Raw genomic sequence first — 21,854 nt, 5'->3', positions numbered from 1 at the left:
CTGTCAAGAGATCAGATTTTCCAGATCTTCGGCTGATAGACGTTTGAGGGCCTCCAAGGATTTAGCCAAGGCATCGTTGACCGCCTGGGTTTGCGGCGGGGCGACTGCGATCTCGGCGCAGTAGGCTTGCAGGTCGTGGGTGGTGAACAGCGCCTTGACTGCTGTTTCCAGCTTCAACTGCTCACGCAGGCGCACGGTGACCTGGGTGGCCAGCAGCGAATGCCCGCCGAGGTCGAAGAAGTTGTCGGCAAGGCCGACCTGATCGACGTGCAGTACCTCCTGCCAGATCTGCGCCACTTGCTGCTGCAGCTCGCTCTGCGGTGCCAGGTAGGCCACCCGGGCGACACTCAGGTCGGGGGCAGGCAGCCGGTTGCGGTCAAGCTTGCCATTGGGGGTATGGGGGAAGGTCGCGACGAACGTCGTCCAGGTCGGCACCATGTACTCCGGCAACGCGCTGCGCAGTTGCCGCTTCAGCGCCTCGCCCAGTGCCTCGCGCGTTTGCCCATCGTCGACCACGGCCAGGTCTTGCGGCACCAGGTAAGCCACCAGCTGCTGGCCCCCAGGCCCCGGCCGGGCGACCACCGCCGCTTCGCGAATGGCGGGATGACGCGCCAGTTGTGCCTCGATTTCACCGAGTTCAATACGATAGCCACGAATCTTCACCTGCTGGTCGATTCGCCCGAGGTACTCCACCACACCATCGGCCCGATAGCGTGCCAGGTCGCCGGTACGGTACAGCCGCTCACCGTTCTCGGCGAACGGGTCGGGGACGAAACGCTCGGCGGTCAGCCCAGGCCGCTGGTAATACCCGCGCGCCAGCCCCGCCCCGCCAATCAGCAGCTCGCCGGCAACGCCAACGGGTACCGGCGCCAGGTCCTCACCCAGCAGGTAGAGCCGGGTATTGTCCAACGGCCTGCCGAGCAACGCCTGCGGCCTGGCGGGCTGCAAGCGATGCAGCGCTGACCAGATGGTGGTTTCGGTCGGCCCGTACAGGTTCCACAACGGCCCGCCCAGGGCCAGCAGCCGCTGCGCCAGGTCATCGCTCAGCGCTTCACCGCCACATAACTTCGTGCAGCCCGCCAGCACCTCACCGCGGCCGCTGTCTAGCAGCATGCGCCAGGTCGAAGGGGTGGCCTGCAACACGGTCACCGCCTGCCGCGCGACCAGCTCCAGTACCCGCTGCGGGTCCTGTGCGGTATCCGGACCGGCCAGGACCACGCAGGCACCCTGCACCAGCGGCAGGTACACCTCCAGCCCGAAGATATCGAACGAGAACGTGGTCAACGACAACAGGCGATCGCCGGTAGCCAGCCCCGGCGCCTTGGCCATGCTGGCGATGAAGTTGACCAGCGCGCCGTGGGGCACCATCACCCCTTTTGGCCTGCCGGTGGAGCCCGAGGTGTAGATCATGTAGGCAAGGTGCTCGGCCGACAGTTGCAGCTGCGGGTTGTGCACACCGTAGGCTGCCGCGTTGCAGCCACTGCCCAGCAGGTGCTCGGGCGCCAGCAACAGGCACTGAACCGTGACCGGTATCGGCAGGCGTGCCTGTAGCGAAGGTTGGGTCAGCAGCAGCCTGATGCCGCTGTCCTCCATCATGTAGGCCAGCCGCTCGTCCGGGTAATGAGGGTCCAGCGGTACATAGGCACCCCCGGCCTTGAGCACGGCCAACAACGCGACGAGCATCTGTGGCGAGCGTTCGAGGGCCACCCCGACCTTGACGTCCGGCCCTACGCCGCCTTCGATCAGGCGCCAGGCCAGGCGGTTGGCGTGTTCGTTGAGCTGCTGGTAGCTCAGTGTCTGGTCTTCGAACTGCACCGCCGGTGCATGCGGCGTGGCATCGGCACGCTGCTCGATCAAGTGCTGAATGCAGGCGTCGGCAACCGGCACCGCCGTGTCATTCCAGGCTTGCCCGATCACGTCCAGCTCGCTGTCGCTGAGCAGTGGCAACGCGGCGATTCGCTGGCCCGCGTCGGCCACGATGCCGTCCAGCAATTGCACCCAGTGCCCGGCCATGCGCGCCACGGTCGTGGCATCGAACAGATCGGTGGCGTAGTTCAAAGAAGCGCCGATCTGCCCTGGCGCTTCGAAGGTTTCCAGGGTGAGGTCAAACGGCGCGGTGCGCGTTTCACCAGGCAACGCCTCGATACGCAGCGCTGTGTCGCTGGCGGCCTGCTGGCCATTGCCCTGGCGCTGGTGGTTGAACATGACCTGGAACAACGGGCTGTGGCTCAGGCTGCGCCCCGGCTGCAAGGCTTCGACCAGTTGTTCGAACGGCAGCTCTTGATGGGCCTGGGCGTCGCTGGCGGCCTGGCGGGCTTGCTGCAACAGCGCGCGGAAGGTCTGCTGCGGCTCGATTTGCGCGCGCAGCACCTGGGTGTTGACGAAAAACCCGATCAACCCTTCGGTTTCTACCCGGTTGCGGTTAGCGATGGGCACACCCACGCGAATGTCCTGCTGCCCGCTGTAGCGCTGCAGCAAGGCCTGGAACGCGGCCAGCAACAGCACGAACAAGGTCACCCCTTCGTGGCGGGCCAGGTCTTGCAGGCGTTGGCACAGTTCGGCCGGCAAGCTGAAGTCGTGTCGTGCGCCGCGGTAGCTCATCAGCCCCGGGCGGGGCCGATCGGTCGGCAGTTCCAGCACCGGCTGCTGGCCACCCAGTTGCGCTTGCCAATAGGCCAGCTGCCGCTCGCGTTCACCGGCCTCCATCCAGCGCCGTTGCCAGATGGCATAGTCGGCGTACTGGATGGGCAGCGGCCGAACAGCCACGGCATGCCCTCGGCAACAGGCGCTGTAACCCTGCAGCAGTTCGTCGACCATGACCTTCAGCGACCAGCCGTCAGCGGCGATGTGGTGCACCACCAGGCTGAGCACATGGTCCTCGGCCGCCAGGCGCAGCAACGCCACGCGCAACACGGGGCCGTGTTGCAGGTCGAACGGCTGCTCACGGTGGGCTTCGACGAAGGCCTGAATCTGCGCCTGCTCATCGCCCACGCCGCGCTCACGGCATTCGATCGCTACCGTCAGCTGTGGGGCGATTTGCTGGCGCGGGCCACCGTCGCGGCTGTCATGGGTGAACGTGGTGCGCAAGCTCTCGTGCCGCGCCAGCAGCGTATCGAAACTGCCTTGCAAGGCCTGCAGGTTCAGCGGGCCATGCAGGCGCAGGCTGACCCCGATGTTGTAGGCAGTGCCCTGGGGCTCCATCTGCCACAGGAACCATTGGCGCTCCTGGGCAAACGACAACGGCACCACGGTGGTGTCGTCGCGCACCAGCGGAATGGGCAGGTTGGCCGGGGACACGCCTTCCTCAAGCATTTTCTGCAGGTATTGGCGACGCTTTTCCAGCGGCAGATTGATGAAACGCTGGGCAATTTTCGTGGCGACTGCGGTGTCCATCACACCTCCTCCATTTCGTCCAGCAGAGCCGACAGCTTGCTGAGTGTTTGTGTGTCCGCCGGCGCAGATGCCTGGGCCAGCTGTTCGGCGAAGCTCGCCAGGGTCGGGTGCTGGAAAATCAGTTGCGGGGTCAGGCTCAGGCCGAGTTCCAGTTGCACCCGCGAAACCACGCTGACGGCCAGCAGCGAGTGGCCGCCCAGTTCGAAGAAGTGGTCGTCCAGGCCCACTTGCTCAAGCTTGAGCACGTCCTGCCAGATGGCTGCCAGCTGCTGTTCAAGCTCGCTACGCGGGGCGCGATAACCTTGCTGCAACAGGCTGGCATCGGCCTTGGGCAGGGCCTTGCGGTCGAGCTTGCCGTTGGCTGTCAGCGGCCACCGGTCGAGCAGCAACAGGTGCGCCGGGACCATGTAGTCCGGCAGCGCCTCCTTCAGCTGTTCGCGCAACTGCGCGCGCAGCCCGGCGTGCTGCTCCAGCGCTACCTCGGCAGCGGGTATCAGGTAGGCCACCAGCTGCTGGCCGGTCGCGCCTTCCTGGGCCAGCACCAGGGCCTCGCGCACCTGCGGCTGGGCCTGCAGGCGGGCTTCGATCTCGCCCAGCTCGATGCGGAAGCCGCGGATCTTCACCTGGTGGTCGATGCGCCCGGCGTATTCGATCACCCCGTCGGCGTGGTAGCGCGCCAGGTCACCGGTGCGGTACAGGCGCCCGCCAGGGGCACCGAACGGGTCCGGCACGAAGCGCGTGGCGCTCAGGTCGCTGCGCTTGAGGTAGCCGCGTGCCAGGCCGGCGCGGCCCACGTACAGCTCGCCGATGCAGCCTTTGGCTACCGGGTTCAGGTCGCCGTCGAGCACATACCAGGACAGGTCGGGGATCGGCACGCCCATCGGGCTGCTGGCCGCCTTGCCCAGGTCAGCCAGCGACAGCGGCCGGTAGCTGACATGCACGGTGGTTTCGGTGATGCCGTACATGTTCACCAGCTGCGGCTGGCGGTCGCCGAAGCGTTCGAACCACGGTGCCAGGCTGTTGACGTCCAGCGCTTCGCCCCCGAACACCACGCTGCGCAGTGCCAGCGGCCGCTGCGGCTCGGCCGTGGTGGCCACCGCCATCAGTTGCTTGAACGCCGACGGGGTCTGGTTCAGCACCGTGACCTGTTCATCGGCCAGCAACTGGTAGAAGGCCTCGGGCGAGCGGCTGGTGTGCTGCGGCACGATCACCAGGCGCCCGCCGTACAGCAGGGCGCCGAAGATTTCCCACACCGAGAAGTCGAAGGCATAGGAGTGGAACAGGCTCCACACGTCGTCGCTGCCGAAGCGGAAGTCGGCGTCGGTGGCCGTGAACAGGCGCAGCACGTTGCGCTGCGGCAGCAGTACGCCCTTGGGGTTGCCGGTGGAACCGGAGGTGTAGATCACGTAGGCAAGGTTGTCCGGGCTGACCGTGACCGGTGAGCAGGCCAGCGGGTCGGCCTGGCTGCAGTCATCGTTGCTTTCCAGGCTGAGCACGCGCACGCCTGCCGGCACCGGCAGGCTGGCCAGCACCTGGGGCTGGGCCAGCACGCGCTGCAGACCGCTGTCTTCGATCATGTAGGCCAAACGGTCGGCCGGGTAGGCCGGGTCCAGCGGCACGTAGGCACCGCCGGCCTTGAGGATGGCGAAGATGCCAACGACCATGTCCAGCGAGCGCTCGGCAGCCAGGCCGACCAGCACGTCAGGCCCGACCCCGTCGTCGACCAGGCGCCGGGCCAGGGCGTTGGCGCGCTGGTTGAGCTGGGCATAGCTCAGGGCCTGGCCCTCGCAGGTGACGGCGATGGCATCGGGGGTGCGCTGCACCTGGGCCTCGATCCGGCTGTGCAGGGCCTGGTCGGCCGGGTGCTCGGCGGGGGCCGGGTTCCACTGGGCGAAGGTGGCCTGCTGCTGTTGCGCATCGAGCAGCGTCAGGCTGCCCAGCGCCTGGTGCGCCGAGGCCTCGACAATCTGCTCCAGCAACTGTCGCAGGTGCCCAGCCAGTTGCTCGACCTGCACGGCAGCGAAGCAGCCACGGTCGTAGCCGAAAGTCACCGACAGCGTCTCGCCCTGGTTGACCGCCAGGGTCAATGGGTAGTTGGCCTGCTCATGGTTGTGCACCGCATCGAAACGCAGTCCCTCGGGTGCCGTTTGCTGGAGGATCTCCGAGACTGGGTAGTTCTCGAACACCATGATGCTGTCGAACAGCCCCTCGCCGCCGTGACCGGCCCAGCGCTGGATCTCGAACAACGGCGTGTGTTCGTGTTCACGCAATTGCAGGTTGAGGCTTTGCAACGCTTGCAGCCATTGCACCACGGGTTGTTCCGGGCGCGGGCTGGCAACCACCGGCAAGGTGTTGATGAACAGCCCGATGTGCGCTTCGACACCGCGCAGCTCGGCAGGACGGCCCGCTACGGTGACACCGAATGCGACCGCCGCCTGCCCGGTATAACGCTGCAACAGCAACAACCAGGCCCCTTGCATCAAGGTGTTGAGGGTGACCTTGTGCTGCCGGGCAAAATCGCTGAGCTGGCGGGTTTGCTGGCGATCACGCAGCAAGACAACCTGCCCCTGCCCGGCCACGTCGGCTTCGGCCAATGGCTGGCCGGTCGCCAGGCTGCGGCTGAGCAGTGTGGGCTGTTCCAGGTCCGCCAGGAGGGCTTTCCAGAACTGCTCGCTGGCCTGCGCATCCTGGCGCTGCAACCAGCCGATGTAATCGCGGTAGCGCCCTGCCGGCGCCGCTGGGCGAGGCTCGCCGCGGGCCTGGGCACCGTATTGTTCGAGTACCTCCCCCAGCAGCTGCGAATAGCTCCAACCGTCCATGAGGATGTGATGGTTGGTATCGATCAGGTGGTAGTGATCATCGCCAATACGGATGACCTGGATGCGTTGCAGCGGCGCCTTGCCCAGGTCGAACCCGCGCAGGCGTTCGGCGTTGGCCAGCTGGTCGAGCGCGATAGTCAGCTCCCGTCGCTCGCGCCAGTCCTGGTACACCAGCGCCACGGCCAGGTGCTTGTGGGTCACCTGCAACGGTTGCTGCTGGCCTTGCCACAGCACACTGGCACGCAGTACCTCGTGGCGGTCGTAGACTGCCTGCCAGGCGGCCCGCAGGCGTTCGGCATCCAGCCCCTGCACATCGGCACGCATCTGGTTGATGTAGTCACCGCTGCCTTGCTCGTACAGCGAGTGGAACAGCATGCCTTGCTGCATCGGCGACAGCGCGTAGATGTCTTCGACTTGCGCCGCCGGTACCGGCAACGCATCGAGCTGGGCCTGGCTCAGGCCCGCCAGCGGGAAGTCCGAAGGTGTCATGCCCTGTTCACCGGCCTCGTTGGCCTGCAGGCAATGCTCGACCAGGCTGCGCAGCTCGTGCCCGTAATCGTCCGCCAGGCGTTGCACGGTCTGTTCGTCGAACAGGTCGAGGCTGAACGTCCAGCCCATGCGCAGCTCGCCGCCATAGACCTGGCCATTGAGGCTGAGCCAGTTTTCCAGCGGCGCGTCAGCACTCTGTTCGGCGCCGACGCCCAGCCGGGAAGGTTGCAGCAAGGCATCGCCGGCGCCATCGAAGCTGGCGTCGAACTGCCCCAGGTAGTTGAAGGTGATACGTGGTGTTGCCAGGCCTTGCAGGGCCTGACGCTGCTCGTCACTGCCAAGGTAACGCAGCACACCATAACCCAGGCCTTTGTTGGGGATGGCGCGCAACTGCTCCTTGACCTGCTTGATCGACGCGCCCAGCTCGCCCTCGACGCGCAGGCACACCGGATACAGGCTGGTGAACCAGCCGACGGTTCGACTGAGGTCAAGGTCGGCGGACAGTTCTTCGCGGCCATGCCCTTCCAGCTGAATCAGCGTCGCGGCCTGGCCGCTCCAGCGTCCCACCACCCGCGCCAGCGCAGTCAGCAGCAAGTCGTTGACCTGAGTACGATAGGTGGCGGGAGCCTCTTGCAGAAGCTGCCGGGTCACTTCGCGGTCAAGTTGCGTGCTGACCGTGCGCGCACGTCGGCGTTGTTGCCCGGCGCCCGGGTGGTCGCAGGGCAGCTCGGCGTGGTCGTGTTGCAACTGCGCCTGCCAGTACGCCAGCTCGCTGCCAAGCCCTTCGCTGCCGGCATAGGCTTGCAACTGCCCGGCCCAGTCCCTGAGCGAACTGGTCTTGGCCGGCAGCACCACCGTTTGGCCCGCCACGCATTGACGATAAGCACGCTGCAGGTCCTCCAGCAGGATCCGCCAGGACACCCCGTCGACCAACAGGTGATGGATCACCAGCAACAAGCGCTGGCACTCGCCCGGCTGCGTTACCAGCACCGCACGCACCAGGTCGCCACTGCCCAGGCACAGGCTGGCCTGGGCCTGGTCGCACAGAGCCTCCAGCGCCTGCGCATCGGCACAGTCACGCTGCCACAACAGCGCGTGGCGCACGTGCGCTTCGCCGAAGCTGGCACTCCAGCCCTGTGCGCTTTCGTCGAACTTCAGGCGCAAGCCGTCATGGTGCACCACCAACTGGTGCAGGGCGTGTTCCAGCCGGTCGACATCCAGCGGCTGCAAGGTGTCCAGCAGCACAGACTGGTTCCAGTGATGGCGCTCGGGAATAGCCAGCGCGAAGAATTCGGACTGGGCCGGCAGCAGGTGCAGCTCACCGCTGACCGGGCCCTGGTCGATCTGCTGCTGAGCGGCACCCAGCCGAGCGACACGCGCCAGGCCCTGCACCGTCTGCTGCTCGAAAACATCCTTGGGGCTGAAGGCGATGCCGGCCTGGCGGGCGCGCCCGACCACCTGGATGGAAACGATCGAATCGCCACCCAGTTCGAAGAAGTTGTCGGCCAGCCCCACCTGCTCAAGCTTGAGCACGTCCTGCCAGATCGCGGCCAGCTGCTGCTCCAGTTCACTGCGCGGGGCAACATAGGCCTGGCGTGCCTGGCTCATGTCCGGCAGCGGCAGCGCCTTGCGGTCTACCTTGCCGTTCGGCGTCAACGGCAGGCGCGCCATCAGCACCCAGTGCACGGGTACCATGTAGTCGGGCAGACGGGCTTTCAGGCTGGCTTTGAGCTGTTGCTTGAGCGCGTCGGCAGCCACCGCGTCTTCAGCCACGCAATAGGCCACCAACTGCGGCCCGTTGGCGCCAGGCTGAGCCATCACCACCGCCTCGCGTACCTGATCGCTGTCGAGCAACGCGGCTTCGATTTCGCCCAGCTCGATACGGAAACCGCGGATCTTGACCTGGTGATCGACCCGGCCGACGTACTCCAGCACGCCGTCGGCACGGCGCCGGGCCAGGTCGCCAGTGCGGTACAGGCGCTCGCCGGGCGCCCCGCAAGGGTGCGGAATAAAGGCCTGGGCAGTACGCAGTGGGTCGCCGACATAGCCACGGCCCACGCCGGTTCCTGCCACGCACAGCTCTCCGGTGACGCCCAGCGGCGCCAGCTCCAATGCGGCGTCCAGCACATACAGGCGGTTGTTGTCGGTGGGGCTGCCAATGGGCAGGTACACGCCTTGCGTGCTCGCCAGGTCGACGCGGAAGAACGCCACGTCATCGGAACATTCAGCCGGACCATAGGCATTGACCAGCCCGACATCGGGATAGCGCTGCAACCATTGACGTGCGGTTTCCGGCGCCAGCGCTTCGCCGGTGGGCAGCATCCAGCGCAGCGACGGCAGGGTAACGGCCGGGGCCTGGAACATACCCTGGATCAACGACGGCACGCTCTCGAGCACACTGATGCGCTGCTCGCGCACCTGCTGCAGCAGTGCTTCGGGATCATTCGCCAGTTCGTTCGGCACAATCTGCACACAGCCACCAAACAGTGGCGCTGCAAGGAACTGCCACACCGAAATGTCGAAGCTTTGCGACGCGGTCTGGGCGATCACGTCGTCCGGCCCCAGGCCCAGGTATGGCACCTTGCTCAGCTGGTTGTTGAGCATGCCCGCCTGCTCGACCATCACCCCTTTGGGCTGCCCGGTCGAACCCGAGGTGTAGATCACGTACGCCAGGTGCTGCGGGCCACTGTAGCGCTGCGGATCGTGCTCGGCGCTGTCAGGCCGGTCGAGGGTTTCCAGCACCAACAGCTGCGGCCGCCGTGCCTCGTCCAATGCGTCCAGCAAGGCCTCGGCCTGCGCCTGGCACGCCTCGGTGCAGAGCAACACCGGGGTGCGGCTCAAGGCGACAATATGGCTCAGGCGTTGTTGTGGCAGGCCAGGGTCCAGTGGCAGGTAGCCGGCGGCGGCCTTGAAGGTGCCCACCATCATGCCCAGCAGCTCAAGGCTGCGCTGCGCCAGCAAGGCCACTGGCTGGTCAGGCCCGACCCCCAGGGCAATCAGCCCATGGGCCACACGGTTGGCAAGGCGGTTGAGCTCGCTGTAGCTGTAGTGCCGGTCGCCGCAGCGCGCAACGACCGCCTGCGGGGTACGGGCCACCTGCGCTTCGAACAGCTCGGCATAACTGTGCTGCAGCGGGTAATCGGTAGCCGTCTGGTTGACGTGCTGCAACAGCCCTTCGCGGGTGGCAGGGGCTACCAGGCAGAACGCGCCCAGGCAGCTGTCCAGCGGCAAGCTCAGGCACTGCTGCAGCACATGCTGGAAGTTGTCGGCCAGCGCAGCCAGCGCCGGGCGCTGCAGATGCTCCAGCGCATGGCTGTAGTGCAACTGCAAAGTCTGCCCTTGGCTGATCGACAGGGTCAGCGGGTAATGTGTCTGTTCGCGGCTGTAGACCTCGCCGAAGCTCAAGCCTGCCGGGGTACCCTGCTGCAGCGCTTCGGAAACGGGGTAGTTCTCGAAGACCAGGATGTTGTCGAACAGGGCCTCGCCGCCCTGCCCGCTCCAGCGCTGGATGTCGAACAGCGGGGTGTGTTCGAACTCGCGCATGGCCACGTTCTGCGCCTGCAACTGCTGCAGGAATTGCGCGAACGGTAGCTGCGGGGCCGGGCTGGCAGTGACCGGCAAGGTGTTGATGAACAGGCCCACCTGCTGCTCGATGCCCTTGAGCGCAGCCGGGCGCCCGGCAACCGTGGCCCCGAACGTGACGCTGTCCTGCCCGGTATAGCGTTGCAGCAGCAACAGCCAGGCACCCTGCAGCAAGGTGTTGAGGGTGACCTTGTGTTGGCGCGCCAGTGCCACCAGCTGCCCGGTGGTGGCGGCATCGATCACCTGCACATGCTCGGCGTAGCCCTGCCCGGCTTCGGCCTGGGCTTCGTAGGCAATGGCCTGCGCCAGCCGGGTGGGCCCTTGCAGGTCGCGCAGGCAGTCTTTCCAGAACGCTTCACCGGCAGCGGCGTCCTGCCGGCCCAGCCAGCCGATGTAATCGCTGTAACGGCTGGTGACCGGTGGCAATGCCGAGAGCTGACCGTCGCCCAGCAGGGCGTACTGGTGCAGCACTTCGCCCAACAGCTGGGAGTTGCTCCAGCCATCCATGAGGATGTGATGGCTGGTATAGAGCAAGTGCTGTCGGGCCGGACCAGTGCGCACCAGCGCCAGGCGCAGCAATGGCGCCTGGCTGAGGTCGAAGCCCTGCTGACGCTGGTCGACTGCCAGTTGCTCGAGGGCAGCCTCAAGGCCTTCGCGCCCCTGCCAGTCGTGCACCACGAACGGCAGTTCAACGTGTTTGCGTACCACCTGCAGAGCCTGCTCGTGCTCCCAGTGGAACTGCGTGCGCAGGATATCGTGGCGCTGCAGCACGGCCTCCCAGGCACGGCGGAAACGCTCGACATCCAGGCCATCGACATCGACGCGCATCTGGTTCACGTAATCCCCCGCCTGCTGCTCGTACAAGGCGTGGAACAGCATGCCCTGCTGCATCGGCGCCAGCGGATAGAGGTCGGCGATCTCGGCCGCCGGCACTGGCAGTTGGTCCAGCTGGGTCTGCGACAGGCGCGCCAGCGGGAAGTCGGACGGCGTTACACCGCACACCCCCGGTGTGCAGCAGTGCTCGATCAACGCCTGCAACTCGCGGGTGTAATCGGCGGCCAGACGCTCAAGGGTGGCGCTATCGAACAACTCGCGACTGAACGTCCAGCCCAGGCTCAGCTCACCGCCGTACACCTGGCCATTGAGGCTCAACAGGTTGCCCAGCGGCGCCTGCGCGTCGTGATCGGCGCCCTTGTCTTCCTTGGCCGGCACGAACAGCGCTTCGGCCTGATCGAAGCTGCCATCGAACTGGCCCAGGTAGTTGAAGGTGATTTCCGGCAGCGGTGCATGGCCCAACTGCTGGCGCGCCTCGGCGCTGCCCCATTGGCCCAGCACCCCGAAACCGATGCCATTGTCGGGAATGCTGTGCAGGTGCTGCTTGACCTGCTTCAAGGTGTGGGAACGCTCGCTGGGCACCGCCAGCTTCAGCGGGAACACCGTGGTGAACCAGCCGAGCGTGCGGCTGAGGTCCAGGTCGTCGAACAGTGCTTCACGGCCATGACCTTCAAGCAGCACCGACACTTCGTCGCGCCCGGTCCAGCCTGCAATCACCCGCACCAGGGCTGCAAGCAGCAGGTCGTTGACACGTGTGCGGTAGGCTGCCGGCGCCTCGCGCAGCAGCCGCTCGGTCCATGCGCGGTCCAGGCGGCTGTAAACCGTGTGGGCGTGGCACTGCTGATTGGCTGCGGCCAGGTCGCTGACCTGCCGACGTGGCAGTGCGGCGCGCCCCTGCAACTGCTCGCACCAGTAGCCAAGCTGGCCCTGCATGTACGCTGCATGCCCCTGCAAGCGCTTGGCCCATGCCTGCATGGAATGGCTCTTGGCGGGCAGGTTCGGCTGGTTACCCGCAAGCACGGCAGCGTAGGCCTGTTGCAGGTCCTCCAGCAGGATGCGCCATGACACCCCATCCACCACGAGGTGATGAACGACCAACAGCAACCGCTGGCTGCCGTCCGCCAGCGTTGCGAGCAGCGCGCGCAGCAATGGCCCGTTTTCCAGGTCAAGGCTGCGCTGTGCTTGCTCGAGCAACGTATGCAGCCCCCCTTCATCATCCACCGCGGCCTGCCACAGCAGTGCCGCCTGGGCGCACTGTGCGGGGCTGCGGTAGTGCGCCTTCCAGCCGTCATCGGCGGCTGCAAAACTCAGGCGTAAGACGTCATGGTGATCGACCATAGTTTGCAGCGCCTGTTCCAGGCTTGCGGCACTCAAGGGCTGCCGTGGCTCAAGCAGTACCGACTGGTTCCAGTGGTGACGTGCCGGAATCGCCTGGGCAAAGAACAGCTGGTGTACAGGTAGCAGCTCCTGCTCGCCGCTGAGCGGCCCCTGGTCGGCCTGCGCTTCGCATGCACCGACTTGGGCAACGCTGGCCAGTGCGGCCACGGTCTGATGCTCGAACAGATCACGGGCACTGAACAGCAGGCCGTCCTGACGCGCCCGACTGACCAGCTGGATCGAGATGATCGAGTCGCCCCCAAGCTCGAAGAAGTTGTCACTCACGCCCACCTGCGGGAGCTTCAGCACGCGCTGCCACAACGCGGCAAGACGCTGCTCCAGGGCATTGCGTGGCGCCACGTAGGCCTGCTGCAGGGCGCTGAAGTCTGGTGCCGGCAGTGCTTTGCGGTCGAGCTTGCCATTGGGCAACAACGGCAGTTGCTCAAGCACCAGCCAGTGGGTCGGCAGCATGTAGTCCGGCAGGCTCTGGCGCAGCGCCGCCTTCAGCTGCTCGCGCTGCTCGGCCGGCCCGTGTGCGGCAATGCTATCGGCCAGCACCAGGTAAGCCGCCAGCTGCTTGCCGCTTGGGCCGTCCACGGCCACCACCACGGCCTCGCGCACCTCAGCGCAGGCCAGCAGGCACGCCTCGATTTCGCCCAGCTCGACACGGAAGCCGCGGATTTTTACCTGGTTATCGATTCGTCCCAGGTAATCGAACTGCCCGTCGGCGCGCAGGCAAACCTGGTCACCGGTGCGGTACAGACGCGCACCCTCGGTGCCAAACGGGTCGGGCACGAAGCGCTCGGCTGTCAGGCCCGGGCGCCCCAGGTAGCCGCGGGCCAGGCCGGCACCGCCCAGGTACAGCTGCCCGGCCACACCTGCTGGCAGCAGGCCCAGGGCGGCGTCCAGCACACACGCACTGCGCTCGCCGACAGGCTGGCCGATCGGTGCATAGGCGCTGTCGCAATGATCCCCGGCGCGGGTACGCCAGACCATCGGTGTGACCACGGTCTCGGTGGGGCCATACCCATTGATCATCACCTGAGGTTGCAGGCTTTGCTGCACCCGCTCGTACGTCGCCCGCGGCATGGCATCGCCGCCAAAGCTGTAAAGACGAACCGGCGGAGGGTTACCGGCATGCGCCGCATGCTCAGCCAGCTGTTGCAGGTAGGCCGGCGGGAATCCGGCCATGGTCACCCCATGCCGGCGTATCTCCTCGTAGGTGCGCTCGGGGCTCCACAGCTCATCGTCGCGCAGCAGCAGGCTGCCACCCATGACCAGCGAGGTCAGCCAGCGTTCATGGGCACCGTCGAAGGCAAACGACAGGAAATGCAGCTCACGGTCCGCCGGGGTCATTTCGTACCATTGGCCAGTGGCCAGGCAGTGCATGGCCAGCGGCCCGTGTGCAACCGCAACGCCTTTGGGCTGGCCGGTAGAACCCGAGGTGTAGATCACGTAGGCCAGGTTTTGTGGGCTCAATGCCACGGTGGGCGCCTGTTCGGCGCCCGGCTGCTCACCCAGTTGGTCGAGCAGCAGCGTACTAATGCCGGCCTGCACGTCCAGGCCCGGCAGCACCCGGCTGTGACTGAGCAACAGGTCGATGCCGCTGTCCTGCATCATGTAGGCCAGGCGCTCTGTCGGGTACTGAGGATCAAGCGGCAGGAACGCGCCACCGGCCTTGAGAATGCCCAGCAAGCCGACAACCATGTCGAGCGAACGCTCCAGGGCGATGCCCACCAGCACGTCGGGGCCGACACCCAGCGCCCGCAGGCGATGTGCCAACTGGTTGGCCCGGGCCTCGAGCTGGCCGTAGCTCAGTTGCTGGTCGCCGACCAGCAACGCTACCGCTTGCGGTTGGCGCCGGGCCTGTTCGGCAATCAGCTGGTGAACCGCCGCCGGCGCAACCGCGAGCCCCGCCTGTTGCCAGCCCTGCAACAGGGCCGCCTGCTCCTGCGGCGCCAGCAACGGCAGCTCGCCGACAGCCTGGCCTGGGTCGGCGGCCAGGCCGCGCAGCAAATTGCACCAGTGCTCAGCCATGCGTTGCAGGGTAGCGGCTTCGAACAGCTCGGCAGCGTAGAGGAACGACACGTTGATCGCCGCGTCGGTCTCCAACGTTTCCAGGGTCAGGTCGAATTGCGCGGTGCCACCCTGCAGGGTCATTTCCTCGGCATGCAAACCTGCCAGGCTGGTGCTGCCCACCTGCTGGCCGGCAATGCTGAGGTGGTTGTACATCACCTGGAACAGCGGGTTACGGTCCAGCGAGCGTTGCGGGTTCAAGGCTTCTACCAGGCGGTCGAACGGCAGGTCCTGATGCGCCTGCCCGGCCAGTGCCGTAGCCTTGACCTGGCTGAGCAGCGCTGCGCCGCTCATCGCCGGGTCGACTTCGACGCGCATGACCAGGGTATTGACGAAAAAGCCCAGGACGTTTTCCAGCTCTTGCCGGCTGCGGTTGCTCACCGGTATGCCGATGCGCACATCGGGTTGTTCGCAGTAGCGTTGCAACAACAGGGCAAAAGCGCCGAGGAACAGCTGGAACAGGGTCAGCTCATGCTCACGCGCCAACTGCCGCAAGCGCTGCGCCAGTTCGCTGTCCAGGGCGAATGCGACGCGCCCCAGACGGTGGTCTTTCAGCGCGCTGCGCGGGTGGTCGATTGGCAGTTCCAGGATGGGCTGCTCGCTTCCCAGCTGCCCGCGCCAGTAGTCCAGCTGGCGCTGGAGTTCGCCCTGGTCGAGCCAGTTCTTGTGCCAGGCGGCGTAATCGGCGTACTGGATCGGCAGCTTGGCCAATGCCGGCGCCTCGCCCCGGTGCAGGGCCTGGTACAGGGCAACGAACTCACGCACCATCACGCTCATCGAGCCACCATCGGAAATGATGTGGTGCAAGGTGACCACCAGGAACTGGTCCTGCTCGCCCAACTGCAGCACCTTGGCGCGCCACAACGGGCCGGTGCCCAGGTCGAACAGCCGCTGGGTCTCGGCCAGTACCTGAGCCTGTATGTGTGCCAGCTCGGCCGTTGCCGGCAGTCGGTCCCAGGCCAGCGGTAATTCACCCGCAGGCTGAATGCGCTGCAGCAGCACGCCATCGCGCTCGACGAACGTCGTGCGGAAGGCTTCATGGCGTTCGCAGAGGATCGCGAAGGCCTGGGTCAATGCGGCACGATCCAGTTCGCCGCGCAGGCGCACGACCATAGGTGTGTGGTAGGCGGTGCTGTGCGGCTGCATCTGCCAGAACAGCCATTGCCGCTGCTGGGCGTGCGACGCGACCAGGGGCTGGTCACGCGGCACCGCGGCGATCGGCTCGACGTGCTGCGCGCCAGCGCCCATTACCTGTTCGGCAAAGCCCTGTAGCGAGTTGCTTTCGAAAAGGCTGCGCAACGGTACGTCACGCCCCAGGATGCGCCGGACCCGGGCGATGATCTGCGTCGCCAGCAGGGAATGCCCACCCAGGGCAAAGAAGTTGTCGTCAAGCCCTACCTGGGCGACGTTCAGCACGTCCTGCCAGATCAGCGCCAGCTGCTGCTGCAAGGTGGTCTGCGGGGCACGGTAGGCCTGTGCCGGGCCTTCGTCAGGCACCGGCAAGGCACGTAAATCGAGCTTGCCGTTGAGTGTCAGTGGCATGCCGGGCAATGCCATGAAGCGGCTCGGCAGCATATAGTCCGGCAACTGCCTGGCCAGCGCCGCTTGTACTTCGGCAAGCACCTGCGGGGCATCAGACTGGCTGTCGGGGACCACGTAGGCCACGATGCGGGCCGCGCTGCCACTGCCGCGGATAACGGCCACGGCGTCGTGCACACCGGGCTGGCGCTTGAGGGTGTCGGTGATTTCACCCAGTTCGATCCGGTAACCGCGAATCTTTACCTGATGGTCGACCCGCCCCAGGTAATCGACCTGGCCGTTCGCCAGCTGCCGCGCCAGATCGCCGGTACGGTACACGCGGGTACCGGCGGCACCGAACGGGTTGGGCACAAAGCGTTCGGCCGTCATCGCCGCGCGGCGGTGATAGCCTCGCGCTACCCCTGCGCCGGCAAGATACAACTCGCCCTGGCAGCCGGTGCTCAGCGGTTGCAGCGAAGCGTCCAGCACATAAGCCTGCATGTTGGCCAACGGCCGCCCAAGCGGCGCACGCCCCGTCGCCGGTGGCGCCTCGACCGCATCAGCGAGCGCGCCCACGGTGGTTTCGGTTGGGCCGTAATGGTTGAACAGCGTGCAGTGCGGGGCCAGCTGCGCCAGTTGTGCCATCAGCCCGGCGGGGCAAGCCTCGCCGCCCAGCACCAGCGCACGCTGTGGCAGTGCCCGGGCCGGGTGCGGGCCATCGAGCAATGCCTGCAGGTGGGAAGGGACAATTTTCAGCACGTCCACGGCGTGTGCGTGCATGTAGGCGGCGAAACGCTCGGCGTCCAGGCTGATGTCCAGGGCAATCACATGCAGGCAGCTGCCGCTGCACAGTGCGCCGAACAGGGTGGTGTGGCCAAGGTCGGCCGCCAGCGTGGAAACCACCGCCATGCTCGCGACCCGGCCCAGCGCCAGGCGCTGCAAGGCCGCCTGCACGTAGTTGGCCAGGGCGCCATGGCTGATGGTGACACCCTTCGAACGCCCGGTAGAGCCCGAGGTATAGATGACATAGGCCAGGTTATCGGCATTCAGCTGTGCAGGCGGAGCCGTCGTACTGAAGCGCGCCAGTTCCTCTGCTGCCTGGTCGAGTACCAGGTAGCGCACTTGTGTGTCCTGCGGTAGACGGGCCAGCAGCGCCTGCTGGGTCAGCAGCAGTTGAACACCGCTGTCGTCGAGCATGTAGGCAAGCCGCTCTTGCGGGTATTCGGGGTCGAACGGCACATAGGCACCGCCGGCCTTGAGGATGGCCAGCAGGCCAACGATCATCTCCACCGACCGTTCGACTGCAATACCCACCAGTACCTCAGGCCCGACGCCCCACTCGATCAGTTGGTGTGCCAGCCGGTTGGCATCGGCATCGAGTTCGGCATAGCTCAGTTGCCGGTCGCCGAACACCAGTGCCGGGGCCTGCGGCTGCTGCGCCACCTGCGCGGCGAACAGCGCAAGTATGCTGTCGACGGCGAACTCGCTGGAGGCCGGTTGGCTGGCCTGCAGCAGCCGCTGCCGCTCGCCGGCACCCAGCAGCTGCAAGTCGCCGATGGCTGCCAGCGGGTCGGCGGCCATGGCCTGCAACAGGTTCAGCCAATGGCTCGCCATACGCTCGATGGTGGCCGGGGCGAACAATTCGCGGGCATAGGTGAAGGCTGCCTGCACCTGGCCGTCGCGCTCCACGGTATCGAGGGTGAGCTCGAACTGGACACTGCGCTCGTGGCGCTCCAGCACGTGCAGCTCAAGGCCTGATTCGCTGCGCAAGGCGCCGATGTCGGCGACGTTCGCCTGATGGTTGTGCAACACCTGGAACAACGGCGTATGGCTGAGGCTGCGCTCGACTTGCAGGCCTTCGACCAAACGCTCGAACGGCAAATCCTGGTGGCTCTGGGCCGCGCGGGTGGTTTCGCGGATATCGGCCAGCAATTGGGCGACGGACATCTGCGGGTCGAGCTCGGTGCGCAACACCTGGGTGTTGACGAATACGCCAATCAGCCCCTCGACTTCTTGGCGATTGCGGTTGGCGACCGGCACTCCGACACGGATGTCCTGCAGGCCACTGTAATGTTGCAAAAGCAGCTTGAAACCGGCCAACAGCACACTGAACAAGGTGACCCCTTGCTGACGCGCCAGGCCCACCAGGCGCTCGCTCAGGCCCTGTGGCACCGCGATGGGCAGGCGCTGGCCCTGGCGGCTGGCATGCAGCGGGCGCGGGTAGTCGGCAGGCAACTGCAATACCGGGTGCTGGTCGCCCAGCTTGGCCTGCCAGTAAGCCAGCTGTCGCGCCTGCTCCCCGGCCTCCAGCCAACGCCGCTGCCACAGCGCATAGTCACTGTACTGGATCGGCAACTCAGGCAGCACCGGCACCTGCCCGCGAACCAAGGCGTCGTAGCCGTGGACGAATTCCTGGATGAGCACGTTCATCGACCAGCCATCGGCGACGATATGGTGCAGGGTCAACAGCAGCACGTGCTCCTGTGCCGCCAGCTTCAACAAGCGTACGCGAAACAGCGGGCCCTGCTGGAGGTCGAAGGGCAAACCGGCTTCGTCCCGGACGGCTTGCGCTACAGCGGCGTCGCGGGCCCCGCCGGCCAGCGCCTGAAGGTCGTGTTCTTCAATGACGATGGCCGCTGGCTGCACCACTTGCACCACTTCGTCACCCTGGGTCTGGAACACAGTACGCAGGGCCTGGTGTCGCTGCAGTACCTGCTCGAACGCGCGCTGTACCGCCGAGGTGTCCAGCGCCCCTTTCAGCACCACCGCACTGGGCAGGTTGTAGGCGGCACCGTGTGGGTCCAGTTGCCACAGAAACCACATGCGCTGCTGGGCATAGGACAGTGCATGGCGATCGTCGACGGCAACGTCCGCAGGGATCGGGAATTGTGAAAAGTCGATACCCTCGCTGGCCAGGGTTTCGAGAAACAGCCGCCGCTTTTCCACCGGCAGCTCAATGAAACGGCGGGCGAGCTTCAGGGACTTCTCAACATTCATCGGGATTCATCCGTGCACATGGGTTTCGAGTAACAACTCGGCTATCCCTACGAAACGGATGGAACACCGGGAAAATTAACCCGTCACGGCCACTGGCAAAGGCAGGCTCAGCCGGGGGCCTGGGGTTTGCCATGACAGACGGTTTTCCGGTTTGCCTGCCCTCGCGCGTCATAAGGGTACCGGCGGGATTTTCCTCATACCGCGAGGGATCGACGCGCAAGCCACCCAAACCACAAGGCACCGGCCCCTATGTCCAAAAAGTCACGCTCGAAACTCTGGTTCCTGGTTCACAGCTGGCTGGCCCTGCCCATCTGGTTCTTCGTGCTGATCGTCTGCTTCACCGGCACCCTGGCAGTGGTCAGCCAGGAGCTGGTGTGGCTGGCCAAACCGGAGATACGCGCGGCGAAGCCGAGCGATGATGCGCCACTGCTGACCTACGACCAGGTGCTCAAGGCCCTGCGTGAAGCGCGCCCCGAGCTGGATGTGCAATACATCATGCGCCCGGACGAGTCGCACTTTGCGCTGCAGGTGCAGGTGGTGCAGCCGGACAACACCACCCAGAACCTCTACGTGAACCCCTATACAGGCAAGATCCAGGGCATCAGCCCCTCCTTCGACTTTCGCCAGTTCACCCGCGCCTTGCATGGCTGGTGGCTGGTACCTTTCGGCAACGGCTACCCGTGGGGGTGGTACCTGGTCTCGCTGCTGGGCTTGCCGATGCTTGCCTCGCTGGTCACCGGCCTGGTCGTCTACAAGCGCTTCTGGAAAGGCTTTCTGAAACCTACCCTGCGCTTTCGCCAAGGTGCCCGCATCTTCTGGGGTGACTTCCATCGCCTGAGCGGTATCTGGTCGATCTGGTTCATTGCCGTGATCGCGATCACCGGCACCTGGTTCCTGATCCAGGCGTTGCTGGCCGACAACCACATCTCGATCTCAAGCCGCGACGTACCCGCGGTGGTGGCCCGCGATGACGTACCGCTGCTGCAGGCTGGCGAAGCGCCCCGGCTGGTCAGCCTGGAGCATGCCATCGAAACGGTAAAGGCGCAGATCCCCGGCTTCGAGGCATCCTTCGTGCGCCTGCCAGGCAATGCCTATGACACCTTCAACATCCGTGGCCGCGGCTGGTACCCGCTGATGTTCCAGAGCGCCAGCATCAACCCGTACACAGGCGTGGTCGCCACCTCGCACACCCTGGATGATCGCACCTCACTGGAGTTCGTCACCGAATCCATGCGCCCGTTGCACACTGGCGACTTCGGCGGGCTGTGGGTCAAGATGATCTGGTTCGTTTTTGGCCTGGTGCTGACCTTGATGGTGCTCAGCGGCCTGTTGATCTGGAGCAAGCGCACCGCACAGGCCACTGCAGCCGCACTGAAACGCAAACCCCGCAGCGCACCGACGGCTACCGCCGCGCAAGACGCCCACCTGCCGGAGACCGCCCGATGAGCCGAGCCACCACCGCCGACGCACCTTCGGCCTCACGCCGCCTGTGGCTGAAATGGCGCTTTCACCTGAACATCCTGCTGATACTCGTCCCTTTGGGGTTCATGCCCAGGTATTTTGCCGACCAGGCATTGTTCAAAGGAGAAGCCGGGCTGGGTGAGCGTGAGGCGGGTGTGGTCGCAGTAGGCCCATGGAGCCTGCGTCTGGCCGAATTCCGTGCTGCGGCGCCCCGCCAGGAAGGCCCAGCCGGGTATTTCAAGAGTTTCAGTGCGGCGCTGTGCAACCACTGTATCGGCGAAGTGAAGGCCACTTACCTGCGGGTGGGCAAGCCACGCAGCCTGCGCGCGGCCGGGAGCATTTTCTTCGGTTCACCGTACAGCATGGGCGCTTCCGTCCCGGTTCCAGCCAAGACCCGGCCCAACGCTGAACTGTGGATCACCATGGAGGGCTGGGATGGCAGCGTGCACCAGGCTTCGATTCCCCTGAGCCAGGCCTCGCCAGCGACAGTCGCCTGGCTGCAGACGCAGGCTGGCAGCCGCTAGACAACCGGGTGGCGCCCCCTGATCGGCTCAAGCGTTGCCAGCGGCGCTTTCCTTTCCCGCGTCCGTGGGGGCACTTTCAGTGGGCGTGAAGACCATCACATCCAGTACATCGGAATGGAACTCACGGCGGTACAGGATCAATACCACGCCCACACTCACCACCATGAACAGCCAGGGGCTGATGAACCAGGTCAGCATGGCCATGCCGAAATAGTACGAGCGCAGGCCGAAGTTGAACTGGTTGGCAGCCAGTGAAAGCACGCGCGCCGCGCGGGAGGCGAACGCCTTTCGCTCCAGCTCGTTGACCAGCCGCTCGCCGATCATCGGCGCCGACCCCACCAGCACAGCGGCAAAATTGTATTGGCGCATGCACCAGCTGAACGTGAAGAAGGCATAGACAAATACCATGGCCAGGCACAGCAGCTTGATCTCCGACATGCCCTGAGATGTCTGCTGAACCAGCGGCAGGTCGGCCAGCAACGACAGAGCCCGGTCGGAGGCACCGAGCACGGTGAGGATGCCAGCCAGAATGATCAGGGTGCTGGAGGCAAAGAACGAGGCGTTGCGCTCCAGATTACCGATCACGCTGGCATCGGCGATGCGGTTGTCGCGCAGCAGCATGCGGCGCATCCAGTCTTCGCGGTACAGGTGCAGCACACTGGCCAGGCAAGCGGTGTCGCGCCCCTTCCAGATCGCATAGCGGGTATAGCCACCCCAGCACAGGGCGAACCAGGCGATGGCCAGCAGGTTGTTGAGGTTGCTTTGGATGAAGTTCATGCAGGGT

At 65.7% G+C, this 21,854-nt stretch carries 5 protein-coding genes; 2 read left to right on the top strand and 3 right to left on the bottom strand.

Going from position 1 to position 21,854, the window contains the following annotated elements; genetic code table 11:
* Positions 1–3 precede the first annotated feature (3 nt).
* A complete protein-coding gene (locus tag AC3B5Q_RS08370) occupies positions 4–3,393 on the bottom strand; it encodes a non-ribosomal peptide synthetase (protein ID WP_101196451.1) in 3,390 nt (1,129 codons plus the stop codon).
* The gene (locus tag AC3B5Q_RS08365) at positions 3,393–19,085 is read right to left on the bottom strand and encodes a non-ribosomal peptide synthase/polyketide synthase (RefSeq protein WP_488392968.1); all 15,693 of its coding nucleotides are present in this window, start codon (positions 19,083–19,085) and stop codon (positions 3,393–3,395) included. Before AC3B5Q_RS08365 ends, AC3B5Q_RS08370 begins: the two co-directional genes overlap by 1 nt.
* A 249-nt stretch (positions 19,086–19,334) precedes the next feature.
* Here AC3B5Q_RS08365 and AC3B5Q_RS08360 point away from each other — a divergent pair, with 249 nt between their 5' ends.
* On the top strand, positions 19,335–20,531 hold the full coding sequence (locus tag AC3B5Q_RS08360; RefSeq protein WP_021784854.1) for a PepSY-associated TM helix domain-containing protein: 1,197 nt from the start codon (positions 19,335–19,337) through the stop codon (positions 20,529–20,531).
* A complete protein-coding gene (locus AC3B5Q_RS08355) occupies positions 20,528–21,070 on the top strand; it encodes a PA2404 family protein (RefSeq protein WP_103462273.1) in 543 nt (180 codons plus the stop codon). The genes AC3B5Q_RS08360 and AC3B5Q_RS08355 overlap by 4 nt, the downstream gene beginning before the upstream one ends.
* A gap of 27 nt (positions 21,071–21,097) precedes the next feature.
* On the opposite strand, the gene AC3B5Q_RS08350 is transcribed toward AC3B5Q_RS08355, so the two are convergent.
* Complete coding sequence (locus tag AC3B5Q_RS08350; RefSeq protein ID WP_021784852.1) at positions 21,098–21,847, bottom strand: DUF599 domain-containing protein; 750 nt, start codon at positions 21,845–21,847, stop codon at positions 21,098–21,100.
* Between the last annotated feature and the right edge of the window lie 7 nt (positions 21,848–21,854).

It is taken from the genome of Pseudomonas sp. D5(2026), from assembly GCF_057766845.1.
The sequence above is the reverse complement of the archived record's forward strand: the minus strand, read 5'-3'. Positions and strand labels throughout refer to the sequence as shown.